Genomic DNA, 21061 nt, shown 5'->3' with positions numbered 1-21061 from the left:
CGGCCCGCAGATGGAGTGATCGCCATTTGCCTGTTACGAGAACGTAGCTATTTGTCGACTTTCCAGCTTTCCGTCCCGGCTTGCCGAGCAATTGATTTGCATCAATTCAGGAATCGGGGCAAATGGCTACTATTCACTCCGTCATGGAGATGCGGGGGCGCTCTTCATGACTTGTCTACCCGTTTCCGGAATGGAAACTTGGCCCGCAGCGCTTCTCCGGCGCTGCGGGTTTTTTCTTTTGGGCGTGTCGCTGACGGCTCTTCCGCCATCCTCTCGCATACCCATATTCCCGCCCGGTCTTATGCACTTTTCGTGCTTGGATCGATGAAACCATTCGTTCCGTTCAGATAGCCCGGCCGGTAGCCTGTCTTCCTGACAGAAGCCCGACCGTGCCGATTACCGACGCCGCGCCGGGCCGATATTTTTCACGACATTCGATATCTGACGGGAGCAACTGCAATGATTCGCAAACTGGCTATTGGCCTGGCCGTACTGTCCGCCCTCGGCGCTGCCCAGACCGCCTTCGCCGCCACCAATCTGCTGAACGTGTCCTATGATCCCACGCGCGAGCTGTACGTGGACGTGAACGCCGCGTTTGCCAAGGCGTACAAGGCGCAGGGCGGCGACGCGGTGCAGATTCGCCAGTCGCACGGTGGCTCGGGCAAGCAGGCGCGCTCGGTGATCGATGGGCTGGACGCCGACGTGGTCACGCTGGCGCTGGGCTACGACATCGATGCCATTGCCGAGAAGGGCCTGATCAAGCCGGACTGGCAGAAGCGCTTGCCACACAACGCCTCGCCGTACACCTCGACCATCGTGTTCCTGGTACGCAAGGGCAATCCCAAGGGCATCAAGGACTGGAACGATCTGGTGAAGCCGGGCGTGCAGGTCATCACGCCGAACCCGAAGACCTCGGGCGGCGCGCGCTGGAACTACCTGGCTGCGTGGGGCTATGCACTGCGCCAGCCGGGTGGCAATGAAACCAAGGCGAAGGAATTCGTCGGCCAGTTGCTCAAGAACGTGCCGGTGCTGGATTCGGGCGCACGTGGCGCCACCACGACGTTCGTGGAGCGTGGCCTGGGCGACGTGCTGATCGCCTGGGAAAACGAAGCCATCCTGGCCATCAAGGAACTGGGTCCGGAGAAGTTCGACATCGTGGCGCCGTCGGTCTCGATCCTGGCCGAGCCGCCGGTGGCTGTGGTCGACAAGGTCGTCGACAAGAAAGGCACGCGCAAGGCTGCGGAAGCCTACCTGCAGTTCCTGTACACCGACGAAGGCCAGGAAATCGCGGCCAAGAACTACTACCGTCCGATTTCCGAGAAGGTGGCGGCCAAGTACGCGGCCAACTTCCCGAAGGTGAAGCTGTTCACGATCGACGAAGTGTTCGGTGGCTGGGCCAAGGCCCAGAAGACCCACTTTGCCGATGGCGGTTCGTTTGACCAGGTCTACCTGCCTGGCAAGCGGTAATGCCTGATGCCGGGGCGGCTCGTTGCAGCCCGCCCCGGCGCGCCTGAAAAGGGAGCCTGCGATGTCCGCTGTCCATACTGCCTTAGCCGTCTCAGCTTGCCGCGCTGTAGCCGCTGTACACGCCTTGCCCAGCCGCATCGCCATGGGGCGATGTCCCGCCTGAACTGAATTCCAAAGCCTGACGTCTGGCATGCCGCCTGTCGACTCCGACACGCCGGCAGGGCGTCGTGCCGCCATCGCTTTCGTATTTCCAATTTCAGGAGTCCACCATGTCTGCTTCCGTTTTCCGCCCGATTTCACTACGACGACGCCTGCTGCTCGGCGCCCTCGTCATCGCCACTGGCCTGGCTTACGGCCTGACCGCCACCACGGCCAGCGCCCAGTCGCAGACCGTGAACCCAAAGCAGTTGCGGATCGGCTATCAAAAGTACGGCACGCTGACGCTGCTCAAGGCGCGTGGCACGCTGGAGAAGCGGCTGGCCGGACAGGGCATCACGGTCAAGTGGACCGAATTCCCGGCGGGGCCGCAGTTGCTGGAAGGGCTCAATGTCGGCGCCATCGATTTCGGCACCGTGGGCGAAGCCCCGCCGATCTTTGCGCAGGCCGCTGGCGCGCAACTGGCCTATATCGGCAATGAGCCGCCTGCGCCGACGGCCGAGGCCATCGTCGTGCCCAAGGGTTCGACGCTGAAATCGGTGACGGACCTGAAGGGCAAGCGCGTGGCGCTGAACAAGGGTTCGAACGTGCATTACCTGCTGGTGCGCCAGCTGGAGAAGGCCGGCATTGCCTGGAGCGAGATCCAGCCCGTCTATCTGCCGCCTGCCGATGCACGTGCAGCATTCGAGCGCGGTGCCGTCGATGCCTGGGTGATCTGGGACCCGTTCCTGGCCGCCGCCGAAAAGCAGTTGGGTGCCCGCGTGCTGGCCGATGGCCGCACTGCCGATGGCAAGAACGCGGTCAGCAATCACCAGTTCTATCTGGCCTCGCGCCCCTATGCGAATGCCCGGCCTGACGTGGTGTCGGTGATCCTCGACGAACTGTTCCAGCTTGGCCAATGGGCCGAGAAAAATCCGAAGGACGCCGCGCAGGTGCTGGTCAAGGAAACCGGTCTCGACGCTGGTGTGCTCGATCTGGCCGTCTCGCGCTTCTCGTATGGCGCCAAGCCGGTCACGCCCGAGGTGCTGGCCGAGCAGCAGCGCATTGCCGACGCCTTCGTGGCGCTCAAGCTGATTCCCAAGCCGATCAAGGTGGCTGATGCTGCCTGGACTGCCCCCGCAACGGCCCAGGCCCAGCGCTGATTCCATACCGATAAAGAGGCCCGACATGCAAGTTTTCTGGTTCATCCCCACCCATGGCGACAGCCGCTACCTTGGCACATCCGAAGGCGCGCGCGAGGTAGGTTTCGACTATCTGAAGCAGATCGCCGTGGCCGCCGACACGCTGGGCTACGAAGGTGTGCTGATTCCTACTGGCCGCTCATGCGAAGACCCGTGGGTGGCCGCCTCGGCGCTGGCTGCCGTGACGCGCAACCTCAAATTCCTCGTTGCCGTGCGGCCGGGTTTGATGACGCCGACGCTGGCCGCCCGCATGGCTGCCACGTTTGACCGCATTTCCGGTGGCCGGCTGCTGGTGAATCTGGTGACCGGTGGCGATGTGGCCGAACTGGAAGGCGATGGCCTGTTCCTCGAACATGCCGAGCGCTACGAGGCATCGTCCGAGTTCATCCGCGTCTGGCGCGACGTGCTGGCCGCGAGCCATGACAACGGCGAGGTGAGTTTCGAAGGCAAGCACATCACGGTGAAGGGTGCGCGCGTGCTGTACCCGCCGTTGCAGCGTCCGCATCCGCCGGTGTATTTCGGCGGATCGTCGGCAGCCGCACACGATCTGGCGGCCGAACAGGTGGAGAAGTACCTGACCTGGGGCGAGCCGCCCGCCGAGGTGGCGAAGAAGGTGGCCGATGTGCGCGCCCGTGCGGAAAAGCATGGCCGCAAGGTGAGCTTCGGTATCCGCCTGCACGTGATCGTGCGCGAGACCGAGGACGAAGCCTGGGCCGCTGCCGACAACCTGATCAGCCGCCTGGACGATGCCACCGTCGCCCGCGCGCAGGCCGTGTTCGCCAAGATGGATTCCGAAGGGCAGCGCCGCATGGCCGCGCTGCATGCTGGCGGCGCCAACCGCTCGCGCGAGGCGCTGGAGATCAGCCCCAACCTGTGGGCTGGCGTGGGGCTGGTGCGCGGCGGGGCGGGTACGGCGTTGGTCGGCGACCCCAAGACTGTTGCGGCGCGGATCGAGGAATACGCAGAACTCGGTATCGATACCTTCATCTTCTCGGGCTATCCGCATCTGGAGGAAGCGTACCGGTTCGCCGAACTCGTGTTCCCGCTGCTGCCGCGCCGCGTGCGCGACAAGCTGCCGGGGCAGGTGCTGTCCGGGCCGTTTGGCGAAGTGATGGCGACGGGCATCGTGCCGCGCGCGTCGCAGAGCTAGGGGAGGCATCACCATGTCTATTCCCAACACAAGAACGAACGCAAGATCGAACGCCACTTCGCGGCGCAGCGTGCGCGCTATCGGGCAGGCCATCGCGCCGTGGATCGTGCCGGTGATGCTGATTGTTGGGTGGCAGGCGGCCTCGCAACTGGGCTGGCTGTCGAACCGCGTGCTGCCCGCGCCGTTGGCCGTGGTGGAAGCCGCCTGGGGCCTGGCCGTCTCGGGCGAACTGTGGCGCCATGTCTGGGTCAGCACGTGGCGGGCGCTGGTTGGGCTGGCGGTGGGCGGCGGGCTTGGCCTGCTGCTGGGGCTGCTGACCGGCACATTCCGCCCGGTGGCCACGCTGCTCGACAGCACGCTGCAGATGGTACGCAACATTCCCACGCTGGCGCTGATTCCGCTGGTCATCCTGTGGTTCGGTATCGATGAAACGGCCAAGCTGTTTCTGGTGGCGCTGGGCGTGTTCTTCCCGGTGTACCTGAACACGTATCACGGCATTCGTGCGGTGGACCCGGCGCTGGTCGAGATGGCGCGCAGCTACGGGTTGTCTGGCTGGCGCCTGTATCGCGAGGTGATCCTGCCCGGCGCGCTGCCCAACATCCTGGTGGGCGTGCGGTTTTCGCTGGGGTTGATGTGGGTGATCCTGATCGTGGCCGAGACGATTTCGGCGCAGTCAGGTATCGGCTACATGACGATGAATGCGCGCGAGTTCCTGCAGACCGATGTGGTGCTGGTAGGCATCCTGCTCTACGCGCTGCTGGGCAAGCTGGCCGATGTGCTGTCGCGCTCGCTGGAACGGTTCTGGCTGCGGTGGCATCCGGGCTACCAGGCTCACTAATTACTAGGAGAACCCCATGCAAACGCTCTATCCGATGGAAGCCGCTGCGGTGGCCTGGATTGACGCAGGGCTGGCGGCCCGTGAGGCGGCTCGCGACGAACAGCGCACGGCGCGCGAGGCGCAGCGCCATGAAGGGAACGCAGGCGCTGAAGGTGGCATTGCGCTGCACGTGCGGCAGGTGGTCAAGCGTTATGACGGCCGCGAGGTGCTGCACGGCATCGACCTCGATGTCACGCCGGGCGAGTTCGTGGCCATCGTCGGCCGGAGCGGCTGCGGCAAGAGCACGCTGCTGCGGCTGGTGGGCGGACTGGAAGCGGCCGATGACGGCACCATCGCGCTCGATTGGGTCGACGGTAAGGCCGGACGCGCTGACAAGTCGGTGCGTGACGGCATCCGCGTGATGTTCCAGGACGCGCGGCTCCTGCCGTGGAAACGCGTGCTGGACAACGTGGCGCTGGGCCTGCCGCGCGAACGGCGCGACGATGCCGCCGCCGTGCTCGAACAGGTGGGTCTGGCGGATCGCGCGGGAGAATGGCCGGCGCGGCTCTCCGGCGGTCAGCGTCAGCGCGTGGCGCTCGCTCGCGCGCTGGTCCACCATCCGCGCCTGCTGCTACTCGATGAACCACTCGGTGCACTCGACGCGCTGACGCGCATCGACATGCAGGCATTGATCGAATCGCTGTGGCGCCGGCTCGGCTTTACGGCGCTGCTGGTCACACACGATGTGTCCGAGGCCGTGGCGCTGGCGGACCGCGTGGTCCTGATCGAGGATGGCCGCATTGCACTGGACCAGCGCGTGCCGCTGGACCGACCCCGCCAGCGGGGATCGGCGGCGTTCGCGCAACTTGAGGATGCCGTGCTGCGCCGCGTGATGCGTCAGCCGTCGCCCCCCAATCAAACGCCCCTGAATCTTCACACGTCGGTGGCTGCGGAACTCCTATGATGGTCAATCAGGCGATCCGCGCATCGACATGGACTTGACCCATGACCCTTGCTTCCGCTGCTTCTGTTCTAGCGCCACTCGAACGATATCTCGAAACCCTGCCACGCGAGCCGGTGCCTGGCCGCGAGCTTTGGCGCGACGCGCGCGGCCAGGTGCAGGGCCAGTACTTCAACTGCTCGCTGACGAGCGCCTTCGAGCCGCTGGCCACGCTGGCCGACCGTCAGGTGGTGGCGCACGAAGGCACCATCCGCACCTATGCCGGCGACGGCGTGGGGCTGGCCGCGTGGAAGCTGTTCGCGATGGCTGCGGACGATGCCTCGCTGGTGTCGCTCGACCGCCTCTCGCGGCTGGTGCATGCGATGAACTACTTTGCGGCGCACGGTGAACACCGGCTCGTGCTCAACGTTCACAACCGGCTGCTGGCGGCCGTGGCCGATGACCACGGCGCCGCGTTCCGGCGCGCGCTGGAGTCTCTTGGCCTGCCCGTCGATCGCTTTGTGATCCAAGTGCCGGCGAGCGCCAACGACGACCTGCCGCTGCTGCTGCACGTGGTGGGCAACTATCGCCGCAACGGGTTTGCCGTGAGCCTGCAGGCATCGGACCCGGCAGAAGCCGGCGCGCTGATGGCGCATGCGTTGCCTGACTGGCTCAAGCTCGACATGCGCCGCACGTGGACCGATCGCCAGCTCGCGGGCCTGCGTGCCAGTGCCGATGGGGCAGGCGTGACGCTGATCGGTCGGCGGCTCAATGACGACGAGATCGTGGAGCGGCTCCAGAACGCGGGCATCGCGCTGGGGCAGGGCGAGGCCGTAGCCGGCGGCCCGGTGCAGGCACGACATCTGCATGTGCACGAAGCAGGCAGTTCCAGGACGTAAGACGCCAGGAGGAGGAAAGCATGGGAGCTTCAGCAGGAGCAGGGGAAAGAGCGGAAGAAGGCGGACGGCCACGCGCCAAGCGTGGCGCGCGAGGAGAGACGAAAGCGGGCAGTGCGGCCACGCGGATCGAAGTGCCACGCGGGTTGCAGATTCTGACCGTGCCGGGGCTGCATGGCAGCGGGCCAGCGCATTGGCAGAGCCGATGGGAAGCGGCGTATCCCGATTGGCAACGCATCGAACAGCATGACTGGGGCCGGCCAAGCCTGCCGCTCTGGTCCGAGCGAGTCTCCGAAGGTGTGTCGCGTGCGCTGCGCGTGGCCTCGCGCGGCGCAGTTCTCGTGGCGCACAGTTTTGGATGTCTCGCCACCTTGCGTCAGGCGTCGCTCGATCCAGTCGGCATCGCCGGGGCTTTGCTGGTCGCGCCTGCCGATCCGGACAAATTCGGCGTCGGCGCCTTGCTCCCGACCTGGAAGCTGCCGTTTCCGACCATTCTCGTCGCCAGCACCAACGATCCGTGGATGTCCCAGCGCACCGCGTTTAGCTGGGGCACGCTCTGGGGCAGCGAGCTTATCGACGCCGGGGCGCTGGGTCATATCAATGCCGATTCAGGACTGGCGGACTGGACAAACGGCCAGGGCTTGCTCGCCACTTTGTTGCAGCGAATCGACTCCGATGGACGAATTTTGGCGTTAGGTGACGGCTCGGATACCTGGGAAGCCTCCGTGGAAGTCACCCCGACATCGCCTTATATTTAAAACATCTAAGAAAATTCGGAAAGATTCGTTCTGTTTATAAGGACGCATCTGCAAAATTTGTCTCGTACACCGGCGCCTTATGCGCCGGTTTCATATAGACGAGACACATGCCTCCATCGATATCCCTGTCGGATGCGCCGCCGCCCTCGGTGCAAGACGCGCCCAGGCGGTTGGCTCCGGCCTCCCAGCGGTTCACGGTGCTGCCCGGCTTCGGGTTGTCGCTGGGTTTCACGATTTTCTACCTGACGCTGATCGTCCTGATCCCGCTGTCGGCCACGTTCCTCAAGACGTTCACGATGACGTGGGACCAGTTCTGGACCACGGTGTCGAATCCGCGCGTCGTGGCGTCGCTGGAACTGAGCTTCGGCGCCTCGCTGGTGGCGGCCATCATCAATACGGCCTTCGGCCTGATCGTGGCCTGGGTGCTGGTGCGCTACCGCTTCTTCGGCAAGCGCTTTATCGATGCGCTGGTCGATCTGCCGTTTGCCTTGCCGACTGCCGTGGCCGGTATCGCACTGACCGCGCTGTTCGCGGGCAATGGCTGGCTGGGCCGATACCTGGAACCGCTCGGCATCAAGGTGGCCTTCACCCCGCTGGGGATTGTGGTGGCGCTGACCTTCATCGGCCTGCCGTTCGTAGTGCGCACCGTGCAGCCCGTGCTGGAAGACGTGGAACGAGAACTCGAGGAAGCAGCGGCCAGTCTGGGCGCCACGCGCCTGCAGACGTTCTACCGCGTGATCCTGCCGGCCATCCTGCCCGCGCTGCTAACCGGCTTCGCGCTGTCGTTCGCACGGGCCACGGGCGAGTACGGCTCGGTGGTCTTCATCTCGGGGAACATGCCGATGGTGTCCGAGATCGCGCCGCTGATGATTTATTCCAAGCTCGAACAGTACGACTATGCCGGCGCTACTGCCGTGGCCGTGGTGATGCTCGTGATTTCGTTCGTGCTGCTGCTGTTGATCAACCTGCTTCAGGCGTGGACGCGCCGCCACCAGTCTGGTGCGCGAGCGTCGGCACTGCCCGATGGCAACCCGGAGGTGAACTGACATGGCCGGCGCAATTTCCCGTCTTGGCGCAAGCAGCCCGGCTGACCTGCGCGAAGCCACTGCCGAGTCGCCATGGGTGAAGTACACCCTGATCACGATTGCGGTGCTGTTCCTCGGCCTGTTCCTGTTCATCCCGCTGGCCTCGGTGTTCTACGAAGCGCTGCGCAAGGGCGTGGATACCTATCTGGCCGCACTGGTGGAGCCGGACGCGGTCTCGGCCATTCAGCTTACGTTGCTCGTGGCGGCCATCTCGGTGCCGCTCAATATCGTGTTCGGCGTGGCGGCGGCCTGGGCCATCGCGAAGTTCGAATTCCGTGGCAAGAACCTGCTGATCACACTGATCGACCTGCCGTTCTCGGTGTCACCGGTGATCTCGGGCCTGATCTACGTGCTGATGTTTGGCGCACAGGGCTGGTTCGGCCCGTGGCTGGAAGCCCACGACATCAAGATCCTGTACGCGGTGCCCGGCATCGTGCTGGCCACGATCTTCGTCACGTTCCCGTTCGTGGCGCGCGAACTGATTCCGCTGATGCAGTCGCAGGGCAGCGAAGAAGAAGAAGCCGCCATCGTGCTGGGCGCGTCGGGCTGGCAGACCTTCTGGCACGTGACGCTGCCCAATATCCGCTGGGGCCTGCTGTACGGCGTGATCCTGTGTAACGCGCGGGCGATGGGCGAGTTTGGCGCGGTGTCGGTGGTCTCGGGCCATATCCGCGGCCTGACCAACACGATGCCGCTGCACGTGGAAATTCTCTACAACGAATACAACTTCGCGGCCGCGTTCGCCGTGGCGTCCCTGCTGACGCTGCTGGCATTGGTCACACTGGGTATCAAGACGCTGGTCGAAATCCGCGCCGGCAAGGAACAGGAGGCACCATGAGCATTCAGGTCCGCAACGTACAGAAGCAGTTTGGCGACTTCGTGGCGCTCAACGATGTCTCGCTCGATTTCGCCGAAGGTGAACTGACCGCGCTGCTGGGGCCGTCCGGCTGCGGCAAGACCACGCTGCTGCGCATCATCGCCGGCCTGGAACGTGCCGACTCCGGACAGGTGGTGCTGTCCGGGCAGGATGCCTCCACCCAGCACGTGCGTCAGCGCAACGTGGGCTTTGTGTTCCAGCACTACGCGCTGTTCAAGCACATGACCGTGTTCGAGAACGTGGCGTTCGGCCTGCGCGTGAAACCGCGTAACGAGCGTCCGTCGGAAGCGAAGATTCAGGAGAAGGTGAAGTCGCTGCTGCAACTGGTGCAACTGGACTGGCTCGGCGACCGCTACCCGGCGCAGTTGTCTGGTGGCCAGCGTCAGCGGATTGCACTGGCCCGCGCGCTGGCCGTGGAGCCGCGCGTGCTGCTGCTCGACGAACCGTTCGGCGCGCTCGACGCCAAGGTGCGCAAGGAACTGCGCCGCTGGCTGCGCCGCCTGCATGACGAACTGCACGTGACCAGCGTGTTCGTCACGCACGACCAGGAAGAGGCGCTGGAAGTGGCGGATCAGGTCGTGTTGATGAACAAGGGCAGCGTCGAACAGTTCGGCACGCCCGAAGCGGTGTACAACCATCCGGCCACGCCGTTCGTGTTCGGCTTCCTCGGCAACGTGAACCTGTTCCATGGCCGGCTGGAAGTGGGCGATAGCGGCGGCCTGCTGCACACCGGTGACTCCGTGCTGCCCGTGATCGGCAGCGGCCACGAGACGGCTGGCGATGCGGTGGCCTATGTGCGGCCGCATGACCTGGATCTCGAACGCTATGCGCCGGGTACTGACGGCATCGCCGTCACGCTGCGCCGCGCGCTGACGCTGGGCCCGGTGGCCCAGCTCGAACTGGAGCGCGAGGACAATCAGGATGTGATCGAGGTGGCGCTGCCGCTCGAACGCTTCCGCCATCAGGGCTTCCGCGAAGGGGAACTACTGGCGGTGCGTCCGCGCCAGTTGCGGGTCTTCAACCGTGGGCAGGCAGTACAGGAACAAGGAACGGCGAAATGAACTTCCAGCAACTGCGATCGATCCGCGAGGCGGTGCGCCGCCAGTTCAACCTGACCGAAGTCGCCAACGCGCTGTACACGTCGCAGCCGGGTGTGTCGCGCCAGATCCGCGAGCTTGAGGAAGAACTCGGTGTGGAAATCTTCGAGCGCTATGGCAAGCGTCTGACCGGCCTGACCGAACCCGGCCGCGAGATCGTGCGCATCGTCGAGCGGCTGCTGCTGGAGGCGGAGAACCTGCGGCAGGCCGGCGACGAGTTCGCTGGCCGACATACCGGCCGGCTGACCGTGGCCACCACCCACACGCAGGCACGCTACGCCTTGCCCAAGGTAGTGCAGAGCTTCCGCCGCGAGTATCCCCATGTGACGCTGGCGTTGCAGGAGGCGTCGCCCGCGCATATCGTCGAATTGTTGCTGACGGGGCAGGCCGATATCGGCATCGCGACCGAGGCCGTGGCGAACGAGGCCGGGCTGACTTCCTTCGAGGCATATAGCTGGCAGCACGTGATCGTGGTGTCGCCGGAGCATCCGCTGACGCGCCTGCCCGAACCCACGCTCGAAGACCTCAGCAATTTCCCGATCATCACGTACGATGCCGGCTTCACGGGCCGCCGCAAGATCGATGGCGCCTTTGCCGAAGCCGGACTGCAGCCCGAGATCGTACTGACCGCCATGGATGCCGATGTGATCAAGACTTACGCCGAGCTGGACCTGGGCGTGGGCATCATCGCGTCGATGGCCTATGACCAACGCAAGGACGCCGGTCTGGTCAAGATCGAAGCCGGCCATCTGTTCTCGCCCAACACCACCAGTGTTGCGGTGCGGCGTGGCGCCTATCTGCGCGGCTACGCGCATGCGTTCATCAACATGTTTGCGCCGCATCTGTCGCGCGACACGGTGTCCACGGCGCTGGCCGAGGCATCGAACCGGGCGGTCGTGGAGGCGTGATCTGTCCGGCAGTCAGGCAAGCGGCGTTGAAACGACCGTTTGTCTGACGAGTCTGCCGGGGGTCATAAGCAGACCCTTCGGTCGCGGGCCGGGCCCTCTGGCGCCCGTTGCCGCCCCTTCGTCGCACGACTCTTTCCTCGCGTCACGCTCCGGCGTACAGTCCACTCGACGCGGCCCTCTGGTTTAGCCCGATGCACGGGGCCGCCTGTGCTGCAGTGCATCACAGAATGACACGCGGCTGGCTGGAACCAAGGGAGGGAGAGACCCCATGCGCATGTCGTGCGCGGTGCCGTCACGGCTCAATATCCTGGCGCGAGACCTGCTGTTCGTGCTCTGCATGAACACGGTGATCGCGGTCAGCCTGAATTACGGGTTCCAGACCGGCGGCTCGCTGGTGCAGAACTTTGTCTATAGCCAGTTGATCGGGCTGGCCATCTGGGTACTCATCGATATTCCGCGCGTGCTGATCTGGTGGAACGACCGGCCGCGCCGCTGGCCGTTCATGTGCCTGGCCGTGGTGGCCGTGCCGCTGGGCGTGGTGGCCGGAAGCTGGGCCACGCGCGTGGTGCTGAACCTGCCGGTGAAAGACGCCGCCGCCACGGGCGACATGCTGCGCATGTGCCTGATCGTCGGCATGCTGGCATCGGCGAGCATGATCTATTTCTACTGGTCGCGCGAGAAACTGGCCTACCTCGAACGGCAGGCCGCGCTCGACGCCCTGCAGCGCGAGGAAGCCGAGAAACAGCTCGTGCGCGCCCAGTTGATGGCGCTGCAGGCGCAGATCGAACCCCACTTCCTGTTCAACTCGCTGGCCAACCTCGACGGTTTGATCGCCACCGACCCGCGCGCGGCTCGCCAGTTGCTGCAACGGCTGATCGGGTTCCTGCGCATGTCGCTGTCACACACCCGTGCCGAGCATTGCACGCTGGCGCAGGAGTTCGAACTGCTGCGCAGCTATCTCGATATCCAGGGCATGCGCTTCGGTGCGCGGCTCGACTATCGTATCGACCTGCCGCCGGCATTGGCCGATGCCGAGATTCCGCCGATGCTGATCCAGCCGCTGGTGGAGAACGCGGTGACGCATGGGATCGAGCCCTGCATGCGTGGCGGCAACATCGTGCTGTCCGCCCGTGAAGCCGGGGAGGGCAACCTGGAGGTGGTGATTTCGGACACTGGTGTGGGCTTTACGCATAGCCAGGGCAGCAAGGGTGGTTCTGGCCTTGGCCTGACTCATGTGCGCGAACGCTTGGCGCGGATCTTTGGTGCCGCGGCGACCATGCAGATGGAAGAGAACACGCCGCGCGGCGTGGTGGTGCGGCTGACGCTGCCGCTCACACGCAGCGCAGAGCCGACCATTGCCCCGATGCGCGCCACGCATGCGGGTCGTGCTGCCGCACCCACCGGTGCGACGCCGGCCACGCCCTGATCGTCCCCTTCGATTTCGCCCCCTTTTTGTCCATGTCCCCGACCCTGCTGATCGCCGACGACGAATTGCTGCTCGCCCGTGTCCTCGAGGCCGAACTGAAAGCCCTGTGGCCTGACGCCACGATCTCCGCCGTGGTGCACGACGGCGTGTCCGCCCTCGACGCCGCGCGCGAGCACCAACCCGATGTAGCCTTCCTCGATATCCGCATGCCGGGCATGAGCGGCATGGACGTGGCCCGCGAATTGATCGAGTTCGACCGCCCGCCGCTGGTGGTCTTTGTCACCGCGTACGACCAGTTTGCGCTCGAAGCATTTGAACGTGCTGCGGTGGACTACGTACTCAAGCCGGTGCAGCACGAGCGGCTGGAAGCCACGGTGGATCGGCTCAAGGCAAGGCTGGCCGCCAAGGCGGTTGAAGAAGACGAGGAGGCTTCGACCACCGACATCGGCACGATGGTCGATGCCGACCGGCTCGCGCAACTGCTGCATCGGCTGGAATCGCTGGAGCGTCCCGCTGCGGCACGTGGCCAGTACCTGCGGTTCATCAAGGCGCTGGTGGGGCAGGAGGTACGCATCATTCCGGTGGACGAAGTGGTCTACCTCGCCGCCACCGACAAGTACGTCAATGTGGTATCCACCAGCGGCGAAGCACTGATCCGCACGAGCCTGCGTGAACTCACGCAGCAGCTTGATCCGGACCGCTTCTGGCAGATCCATCGTGGGACCGTGGTGAACATCGATTGCGTGGCCAGCGCGGTGAACCAGTCGCTGGGACGGCTGTCGTTGAAACTGCGAGACCGGCCGGAATCGCTGCCGGTGGCCAGGCAGTACGCGCATTTGTTCAAGCAGATGTAGGGCACGTTTGCTTTGCTCTCGGTGTTCTCCCCTCTCCCGCTGTGCGGGAGAGGGGAGCAAAACCAGCGAGGGAGAGAGCCGCACAGGCATTCTTCTTGCACTACCATCCCACCATCCATCTACCCAGGAAGCCCTCATGCCCCGCGTATTCGTCTACGGCACCCTGCGTGCCGGCGAGGTCAACGATCTGAACCGTGCCGCCGATCGTCACGGCATCCAACCGCCGATATTGCTCGGCACAGGCAGCGTGTCAGGGCGTCTCCATGACTTCGGCACCTATCCCGGTCTCGTGCTTGATCCTGTCGCTGGCCCGGTCTTCGGTGACATCTACGACATCCCCGAAACGCTGCTGCCCGTACTCGACGAAATCGAAGAGGTGTATCCCGGTCAGGCCACGCTGTTCATCCGCGAATCTCGCGTGGTGAAGCTGAACGGCGTCGCCACCGACTGCCTGCTGTATCCCGTAGCCGAGTCCGCCGTAACCGGTCTCGCCCGTATCGACAGCGGCGACTGGGTGGCTTACCGACAGGCACGCGACACGTCCGCAGCCGCAGCCTGAAACTTCCGTGTTTCAAACGCCGGTGCACACGTTGCAGCGGCGTTAGCATGGCTCCCGACATTCCTTTCCGTCGAGACCATGGCCTTCATCCCCATCCGTTTCCGCATCGATACCGGCACCCTCCGTCTGGAGGCTTCGGCCTGGGGCGATCCCGCGCAGCCGGTGGTCGTGCTGGTCCACGGCTATCCGGACAACCGCCATGTCTGGCAGGCTGTGGCGCAGGAGCTGGCCGCGCGCTTTCATGTGATTGCCTATGACGTGCGCGGCGCCGGTGCATCGGATGCACCGCCGAACGTCGCCGACTATCGGCTGGAGCGGCTGGCCGACGATTTCATCGCGGTGATCGATGCCGTCTCGCCCAATCGCCCGGTGCATCTGGTCGGGCACGACTGGGGATCGATCCAGGGCTGGGAGTTCGTGACCGATCCGCGACTGTATGGGCGCATCGCGTCGTTCACCTCGTGTTCGGGGCCGAGTCTCGATTACGCGGCGCAGTCGCTGCGGCAGGGCGGGCGCCGCCAAAAGGGCCAATGGACGGCCACCCTGCGGCAGGCGCTGGCGTCCTGGTACATCGTCTTCTTCCATATTCCGAAGCTGCCCGAATGGCACTGGCGGCTCTGGCTCGGCCGCCACTGGCCCACGTGGCTACGCATGACCGAAGGGCTCCACACTGCCGCCAACCCCACGCAGACCGCCGATGGGGTGCAGGGCCTGCGCCTGTATCGCGCCAATTTCCGCGCGCGGCTGCGCGCGCCGAGGGATCGCCGGCCGCATGCGCCGATCCAGGTCATCGTGCCCACGCGGGACCGTTACGTCAGACCCGCATTGACCGAGGATCTTGGGCGATGGGTCGCGCAACTGTGGCGCCGACAGATCGACGCCCACCACTGGCTCCCCCTGGCTCAACCGCAGCGCATGGCGGCCATGGTGGGGGAGTTTGTTGACCATATCGGCGGCGCGCCGGCATCCCCCGCACTGGAGCGCGCCCGCGTGACCTCTGAGGCTGCCAAAATTTCATGATGTGGAATGATGTTTTGTTCCGCAAAAATACATAGGTGCGTAGCACAAGCGCCATTTCTCATCATGAAAGAACACTTGCCGCATCGTGAAATTGCATCGGCAAGTCATTGAATTGACGTAATTAATTTCCCTGTGCGAAAACACACGGGAGGCTTGTTGCGACGCGGAAGCTCTCCCTACACTCTTATATAAGACACATGACCTGAGACGCCGCAAACGATGGCGCCAGGGTCGTCCCCCAGGAGAGTGAACATGACGTCGTCGCGCCAACAACAGATCGAAGCCCTGCAGAAGGATTGGGACACGAACCCGCGCTGGAAGGGTGTGCAACGTCATTTCACTGCCGAGGACGTGGTGCGACTGCGCGGCTCCGTCCAGATCGAGCACACGCTGGCCCGCCGTGGTGCCGAAAAACTCTGGCACTTGCTGAATACCGAACCGTTCGTCAATACGCTCGGCGCGCTCACCGGTAATCAGGCCATGCAGCAGGTGAAGGCGGGTCTCAAGGCCATCTACCTGTCGGGCTGGCAAGTGGCTGGCGACGCCAATCTCGCTGGCGAGATGTATCCCGACCAGTCGCTGTATCCGGCCAACTCGGTGCCGATGGTCGTCAAGCGCATCAACAACACGTTCCAGCGCGCCGATCAAATTCAGTGGAGCGAAGGCAAGGGCGACACCGATTTCTTTGCGCCGATCGTGGCCGATGCCGAAGCCGGTTTCGGCGGGGTGCTCAACGCGTTCGAACTGATGAAGTCGATGATCGAAGCCGGCGCGGCAGGCGTCCACTTCGAAGATCAACTGGCGTCCGTGAAGAAGTGCGGCCACATGGGCGGCAAGGTGCTGGTGCCCACCCGCGAAGCCGTGGCCAAGCTGACCGCCGCGCGACTGGCTGCCGATGTCTCGGGCGTGCCGACCCTCGTCATTGCCCGTACCGATGCCGAGGCGGCCGATCTGCTGACCTCGGACGTGGACGAGCGCGACCAGCCGTTCCTGACCGGCGAGCGCACCGTGGAAGGGTTCTACCGCACCAGGCCGGGTATCGATCAGTCGATCGCCCGCGCGCTGGCCTACGCCGAAGTGGCGGACCTCGTCTGGTGCGAAACCGGCAAGCCAGACCTGGAGTTCGCCAAGAAATTTGCCGATGCGGTGCATGCGAAATTCCCGGGCAAGATGCTGGCCTACAACTGCTCGCCGTCGTTCAACTGGAAGAAGAACCTCGACGATGCCACCATCGCCAAGTTCCAGCGCGAACTGGGTGCGATGGGCTACAAGTTCCAGTTCATCACGCTGGCTGGCTTCCACTCGCTGAACTACTCGATGTTCAATCTGGCGTACGGCTACGCCCGCCACCAGATGTCGGCGTTCGTGGAGTTGCAGGAGTCGGAATTCGCCGCCGCCGAGAAGGGCTTCACCGCCGTCAAGCACCAGCGCGAAGTGGGCACCGGTTACTTCGACGCCGTGACGCAGACCATCGAAGGCGGCCAGTCATCGACCACCGCATTGAAGGGATCGACCGAGGACGAGCAGTTCTTCGAAGACAAGAAGGTGGCCTGACGAATTTGGCAGGAAGGCAGGGAGAGGAAGGGGAAAGCAGGAGAGAGAAGGGTAATTCGGGAAGCGGCGCGCGACCATCGTGCCGCTTGGTTTGGCCCCGCGTCGGCAACCCCGACGCGGGTTTTTTACGAGACATCATAAAAACGATGCTGGCGTCGTTGCCGCTGCCGCGCCGTACCGTTTGTACTGTCTGCGGCAGCGGCGCCTAGCCAGCACCGCTGCGCTTCGTTTTTCTGATGTCTCGTGAAGCTTGCAGTTACCGATAAACAATCACCGGAATATCCGTATGCGTCAGGACTTTCTGGGTCTCGCTGCCGAGCAGCAGGCCCGATAGCCCGCGCCGGCCGTGCGACGCCATGAAGATCACGTCGCAGCCATGACGCTCCGCCGCGTCGATGATGCCGAGGTAGGGCACTGCGAAGGTGCTCATGTCGGCGTCGAAGGGCAGGCCATCGGCCACGGCGGCGCTTTCGATTTCCTTCAGGTAGAGCCGTGCCTGGTTCTCGATGCGTTCCTTGAACGCTTGCGGGGCCTCCACCACGATCTCGCTGAAGGGCGTATACGGATACTCCTCCAGGCAGACGTAGGCGGTAACGCGTGCGCCAATGGCCTTGGCCAGTTCCAGGCCACCGTCGATGGCTTTTTTCGACAGTTCCGAACCGTCGGTGGGTAACAGGATGTGCTTGAACATACCGGACCTCCTTGCGCGAGTGGACGGGGAAGCAGGCGATCAGTGCGTGCCTGTGTGATTCGATTGTAGTCAGTGTGCAGTCTGCGTCATTGCCATTTATCAAGAAAATGCGATTGCGCACGCATTTAAAACGTGGTTCAGGCAACCACCGCGTGCACTTCGGCGGCGGCACTGGTCGGCGCCTGTTCCGCGCGGCGCCAGTAGGCGGGGTTGCCGTAGGTGTTCTTGAGATGGTCGATGAACAGACGCACGCGCAGCGGCAGGTGCTTGCGCTGCGGGAAGACGGCGTGGATGCCGATGGGTGGCGCCTGGAATTCGTCGAGCACGGTCACGAGGTGGCCGCTGACGATTTCCTGGCCAACTTCCCACCAGGAGCGCCACGCCAGACCGTGGCCCTGCAGGCACCAGGCGTGAAGCACGGCGCCGTCAGTGCATTCCATGGTTCCGCCCACCTTGACGGTGACGGCGCGGCCATCCTGCTGGAAGACCCAGCCGCGCTGCACGTTGGCGCTGGCGCCGAAGGCCAGGCAGTTGTGGCGCGACAGGTCTTCGGGCAGTTGCGGCGTGCCAGCGCGGGCCAGATATTCGGGCGAGGCCACCACGACGCGGCGGTTCTCGGCCAGCCGGATGGAGACGAGGCTGGAATCGGGCAGGTCGCCGAGGCGGATGGCGCAGTCGAACCCTTCGTTGACGAGGTCGACCACGCGGTCGGAAAGATCGAGCGTCAGGGTGACGTCCGGGTGGGATTCGATGAACAGCGGCACCAGCGGCGCCACGTGCTTGCGGCCGAAGCCCGCCGGAGCCGTCACGCGCAGGTGGCCGCTGGCCTTGACGCCACCGGCCGAGACGCTGGCCTCGGCATTGTGCAGGTCGTTCAGGATACGTTGGCAGTCTTCGAGGAAGGCCGAGCCTTCGAAGGTGAGCGTGATCTTGCGGGTGGTGCGGACCAGAAGCTTGACGCCGAGACGCTCTTCGAGCGCGTCGATGCGGCGGCCGATGATCGCTGGTGCCACGCCTTCGGCGGCAGCGGCGGCAGAGAGGCTGCCACGTGACGCTACCGATACAAAAGTCTCGAGCTGCTTGAAATGATCCACGATTGTTAGCTCGCTGATATACGAGTCTTGATGAGGATGGCCAAGATTAGTAGCGGAAAAGTAAAAGATCAAGTGACCCGGTCCGACTTTGCCGCACTGCAGCGTCTCTCTACAATGCACTGCATTCAAACGTGTACAGGCTGACTCAGTCCTTCGATGAACAAGATTCGCGCAGTCGTTTTCGATGCCTACGGCACGCTGTTCGACGTGTATTCCGTCACGGCGCGCGCGGAGCAACTGTTCCCGGGCAAGGGCGAGGCCCTGGCGCTGCTCTGGCGCGAGCGGCAGATCGACTACACGCGCCTGCGTTCGCTGGCCGCGCCGGACGGGGCGCGCTACAAGCCGTTCTGGGATATCACGATCGATGCGTTGCGCTATGCGGCGGATCGGCTGGGTTTGAAGCTGGACGAAGCCACCGAAGCGCAGATGCTCAAGGAGTACGCATGCCTCTCGGCATTCCCCGAGAATCTGAGCGTGCTCAAGCGCCTGCGCCGTGCGGAGCTGCCGCTGGGCATCCTGTCCAACGGCAATCCGCAGATGCTCGACATCGCGGTCAAGAGCGCAGGTATGCACGGCTTGTTCGACCACGTGCTGTCGGTGGATGCGGTGCGCCAGTACAAGACCGCGCCGGCAGCGTATGCGCTCGGTCCGCAGGCATTCAACCTGCCGGCCAGCGAGATTTTGTTTGTGTCGTCGAACTGCTGGGACGCATGCGGCGCCACCTGGTTTGGCTACACCACTTTCTGGATTAACCGTGCCGGACACCCGGCGGAGCGCCTCGACGTGGCGCCCACCGGCACCGGGCACGACATGAACGACCTGCTCGACTTTGTCACTGCCGCTGGCGTGACGGTCTGAGCCAGGCCAACCCTCGATCACCATCGCATACAGGAGAAGACTGATGGCTATCACGCTGCCCGCGGGCATGAAGATTACCGGCGAGATCCTGCCGGCCTACGAAGACATCCTCACGCCGGAAGCCCTGGCCCTGGTGGACAAGCTGCACCGCGCCTTCGAACCGCGCCGCCAGGAACTGCTGGCTGCGCGCGTCGAGCGCGCCAAGCGCCTCGATGCCGGCGAAATCCCCGACTTCCTGCCGGAAACGAAGAACATCCGTGAAGGCGACTGGCAAGTGGCCCCGGTGCCGCCGGCACTGGAATGCCGCCGCGTGGAAATCACGGGTCCGGTCGAAGCCAAGATGGTGATCAACGCCTTCAACTCGGGCGCTGACAGCTACATGACCGACTTTGAGGATTCGAACACCCCGAACTGGCACAACCAGATGCAGGGTCAGGTCAACCTGAAGGCTGCCGTGCGCCGCACGCTGACGCTGGACAGCAACGGCAAGCACTACAAGCTGAACGACAAGATCGCCACGCTGCAAGTGCGTCCGCGCGGCTGGCACCTGGAAGAGAAGCACGTCACCATCGACGGCAAGCGCATCTCGGGCGGCATCTTCGACTTCGCGCTGTTCCTGTTCCACAACGCGAAGGAGCAGCTCGCACGCGGCGATGGCCCGTTCTTCTACCTGCCGAAGATGGAAAGCCATCTGGAAGCCCGCCTCTGGAACGACATCTTCGTGATGGCGCAGAAGGAAGTGGGTCTGCCGCAAGGTACGGTCAAGGCCACGGTGCTGATCGAAACGATCCTGGCCGCGTTCGAAATGGAAGAAATCCTGTACGAACTGCGCGACCACAGCGCTGGCCTGAACGCTGGCCGTTGGGACTACATCTTCTCGTGCATCAAGAAGTTCAAGGTGGACAAGAACTTCTGCCTGGCCGACCGCGCCAAGGTGACGATGACCGCGCCGTTCATGCGCTCGTACGCACTGCTGCTGCTGAAGACCTGCCACAAGCGCGGCGCACCGGCCATCGGCGGCATGAGCGCGCTGATCCCGATCAAGAACGATCCGGAGAAGAACGCCATCGCCATGGAAGGCATCATCAGCGACAAGCGTCGCGATGCCACGGACGGCTACGACGGCGGCTGGGTGGCTCACCCGGGCCTGGTGGCACCGGCCATGAAGGAGTTCGTGGACGTGCTGGGTGACAAGCCCAACCAGTTCGGCAAGCAACGCATGGACGTGGAAGTGAAGGCGGCAGACCTGCTGAACTTCCAGCCCGAAACGCCGATCACCGAGCACGGCCTGCGCATGAACATCAACGTGGGCATCCATTACCTGGGCGCCTGGCTGGCCGGTAACGGCTGCGTGCCGATCCACAACCTGATGGAAGACGCCGCTACCGCAGAGATCTCGCGCTCGCAGGTGTGGCAGTGGATCCGCTCGCCGAAGGGCAAGCTCGAAGATGGCCGCAAGGTCACCGCCGAACTGGTGCGCGCGCTGATTCCGGAAGAACTGGCAAAGGTCAAGGAAGTGGCCGGCACCGGCCCCACCTACGACCGCGCCGCCCAGATCTTCGAACAGATGTCGACGTCGGAAGATTTTGCAGAGTTCCTGACGCTGCCGCTGTACGAAGAGGTCTGATCGACAATCTTTGTCGGTTTGCTCCCCTCTCCCGCTTGCGGGAGAG

Annotated in this window: 20 protein-coding genes; 18 read left to right on the top strand and 2 right to left on the bottom strand. The window is 64.2% G+C overall.

Features of this window, described 5'->3' with window-relative positions; genetic code table 11:
• The first annotated feature begins 459 nt into the window (after nucleotides 1–459).
• The 16 genes from ABDB81_RS16360 to aceA all read left to right on the top strand — a co-directional run bounded on the left by ABDB81_RS16360 (nucleotide 460) and on the right by aceA (nucleotide 16745).
• Nucleotides 460–1467, top strand: coding sequence for a sulfate ABC transporter substrate-binding protein (locus ABDB81_RS16360; protein ID WP_137923993.1), 1008 nt, complete (start codon nucleotides 460–462; stop codon nucleotides 1465–1467).
• A gap of 269 nt (nucleotides 1468–1736) precedes the next feature.
• Nucleotides 1737–2765 carry a sulfonate ABC transporter substrate-binding protein gene (locus tag ABDB81_RS16355; protein WP_346812123.1) on the top strand — a complete coding sequence of 343 codons (1029 nt, stop codon included), beginning with the start codon at nucleotides 1737–1739 and terminating at the stop codon, nucleotides 2763–2765.
• 25 nt (nucleotides 2766–2790) lie between these two features.
• Entirely contained in the window at nucleotides 2791–3954 is a 1164-nt protein-coding gene (gene ssuD, locus ABDB81_RS16350) for an FMNH2-dependent alkanesulfonate monooxygenase (protein WP_346812121.1), read from the top strand.
• Nucleotides 3955–3967: 13 nt separating this feature from the next.
• Nucleotides 3968–4792 carry an aliphatic sulfonate ABC transporter permease SsuC gene (gene ssuC, locus ABDB81_RS16345; RefSeq protein ID WP_346812119.1) on the top strand — a complete coding sequence of 275 codons (825 nt, stop codon included), beginning with the start codon at nucleotides 3968–3970 and terminating at the stop codon, nucleotides 4790–4792.
• 16 nt (nucleotides 4793–4808) lie between these two features.
• Nucleotides 4809–5735, top strand: coding sequence for an ATP-binding cassette domain-containing protein (locus tag ABDB81_RS16340; RefSeq protein WP_346812117.1), 927 nt, complete (start codon nucleotides 4809–4811; stop codon nucleotides 5733–5735).
• A gap of 41 nt (nucleotides 5736–5776) precedes the next feature.
• Nucleotides 5777–6610 (top strand): EAL domain-containing protein, encoded by an 834-nt coding sequence (locus ABDB81_RS16335; RefSeq protein ID WP_160472527.1) that lies wholly within the window; start codon nucleotides 5777–5779, stop codon nucleotides 6608–6610.
• Between the two features lie 143 nt (nucleotides 6611–6753).
• Entirely contained in the window at nucleotides 6754–7365 is a 612-nt protein-coding gene (locus tag ABDB81_RS16330) for an alpha/beta hydrolase (protein ID WP_249359178.1), read from the top strand.
• A 107-nt stretch (nucleotides 7366–7472) separates the two neighbouring features.
• Entirely contained in the window at nucleotides 7473–8411 is a 939-nt protein-coding gene (gene cysT / locus ABDB81_RS16325; RefSeq protein ID WP_137923999.1) for a sulfate ABC transporter permease subunit CysT, read from the top strand.
• 1 nt (nucleotide 8412) lies between these two features.
• Complete coding sequence (gene cysW, locus ABDB81_RS16320) at nucleotides 8413–9288, top strand: sulfate ABC transporter permease subunit CysW (RefSeq protein ID WP_137924000.1); 876 nt, start codon at nucleotides 8413–8415, stop codon at nucleotides 9286–9288.
• Nucleotides 9285–10388 carry a sulfate ABC transporter ATP-binding protein gene (locus tag ABDB81_RS16315; protein ID WP_137924001.1) on the top strand — a complete coding sequence of 368 codons (1104 nt, stop codon included), beginning with the start codon at nucleotides 9285–9287 and terminating at the stop codon, nucleotides 10386–10388. The genes cysW and ABDB81_RS16315 overlap by 4 nt, the downstream gene beginning before the upstream one ends.
• Nucleotides 10385–11332 carry a CysB family HTH-type transcriptional regulator gene (locus tag ABDB81_RS16310; RefSeq protein ID WP_137924002.1) on the top strand — a complete coding sequence of 316 codons (948 nt, stop codon included), beginning with the start codon at nucleotides 10385–10387 and terminating at the stop codon, nucleotides 11330–11332. The genes ABDB81_RS16315 and ABDB81_RS16310 overlap by 4 nt, the downstream gene beginning before the upstream one ends.
• Nucleotides 11333–11600: 268 nt before the next feature.
• On the top strand, nucleotides 11601–12758 hold the full coding sequence (locus ABDB81_RS16305) for a sensor histidine kinase (RefSeq protein WP_137924003.1): 1158 nt from the start codon (nucleotides 11601–11603) through the stop codon (nucleotides 12756–12758).
• 32 nt (nucleotides 12759–12790) lie between these two features.
• Entirely contained in the window at nucleotides 12791–13612 is an 822-nt protein-coding gene (locus ABDB81_RS16300) for a LytTR family DNA-binding domain-containing protein (RefSeq protein ID WP_137924004.1), read from the top strand.
• Between the two features lie 136 nt (nucleotides 13613–13748).
• A complete protein-coding gene (locus ABDB81_RS16295; protein ID WP_346812113.1) occupies nucleotides 13749–14171 on the top strand; it encodes a gamma-glutamylcyclotransferase family protein in 423 nt (140 codons plus the stop codon).
• A 78-nt stretch (nucleotides 14172–14249) separates the two neighbouring features.
• Entirely contained in the window at nucleotides 14250–15191 is a 942-nt protein-coding gene (locus ABDB81_RS16290; protein ID WP_137924006.1) for an alpha/beta fold hydrolase, read from the top strand.
• Nucleotides 15192–15443: 252 nt separating this feature from the next.
• On the top strand, nucleotides 15444–16745 hold the full coding sequence (gene aceA, locus ABDB81_RS16285; protein ID WP_137924007.1) for an isocitrate lyase: 1302 nt from the start codon (nucleotides 15444–15446) through the stop codon (nucleotides 16743–16745).
• A gap of 256 nt (nucleotides 16746–17001) precedes the next feature.
• Here the strand turns inward: aceA and ABDB81_RS16280 are convergent, their stop codons facing one another.
• Nucleotides 17002–17436, bottom strand: a complete 435-nt coding sequence (locus ABDB81_RS16280; RefSeq protein WP_137924008.1) for a universal stress protein — start codon at nucleotides 17434–17436, stop codon at nucleotides 17002–17004.
• Nucleotides 17437–17573: 137 nt separating this feature from the next.
• Nucleotides 17574–18530 (bottom strand): substrate binding domain-containing protein, encoded by a 957-nt coding sequence (locus ABDB81_RS16275; RefSeq protein WP_137924009.1) that lies wholly within the window; start codon nucleotides 18528–18530, stop codon nucleotides 17574–17576.
• A 156-nt stretch (nucleotides 18531–18686) separates the two neighbouring features.
• On the opposite strand from ABDB81_RS16275, the gene ABDB81_RS16270 reads away from it, so the two are divergent.
• On the top strand, nucleotides 18687–19388 hold the full coding sequence (locus ABDB81_RS16270; protein WP_137924010.1) for a haloacid dehalogenase type II: 702 nt from the start codon (nucleotides 18687–18689) through the stop codon (nucleotides 19386–19388).
• 43 nt (nucleotides 19389–19431) lie between these two features.
• Nucleotides 19432–21015: a malate synthase A gene (aceB, locus tag ABDB81_RS16265; RefSeq protein WP_137924011.1), complete on the top strand. Its 1584-nt coding sequence runs from the start codon at nucleotides 19432–19434 to the stop codon at nucleotides 21013–21015.
• The last annotated feature ends 46 nt before the right edge of the window (nucleotides 21016–21061 follow it).

It is taken from the genome of Cupriavidus sp. DL-D2 (assembly GCF_039710735.1).
In the GTDB taxonomy this organism is placed as follows: domain Bacteria; phylum Pseudomonadota; class Gammaproteobacteria; order Burkholderiales; family Burkholderiaceae; genus Cupriavidus.
The sequence above is the reverse complement of the archived record's forward strand: the minus strand, read 5'-3'. Positions and strand labels throughout refer to the sequence as shown.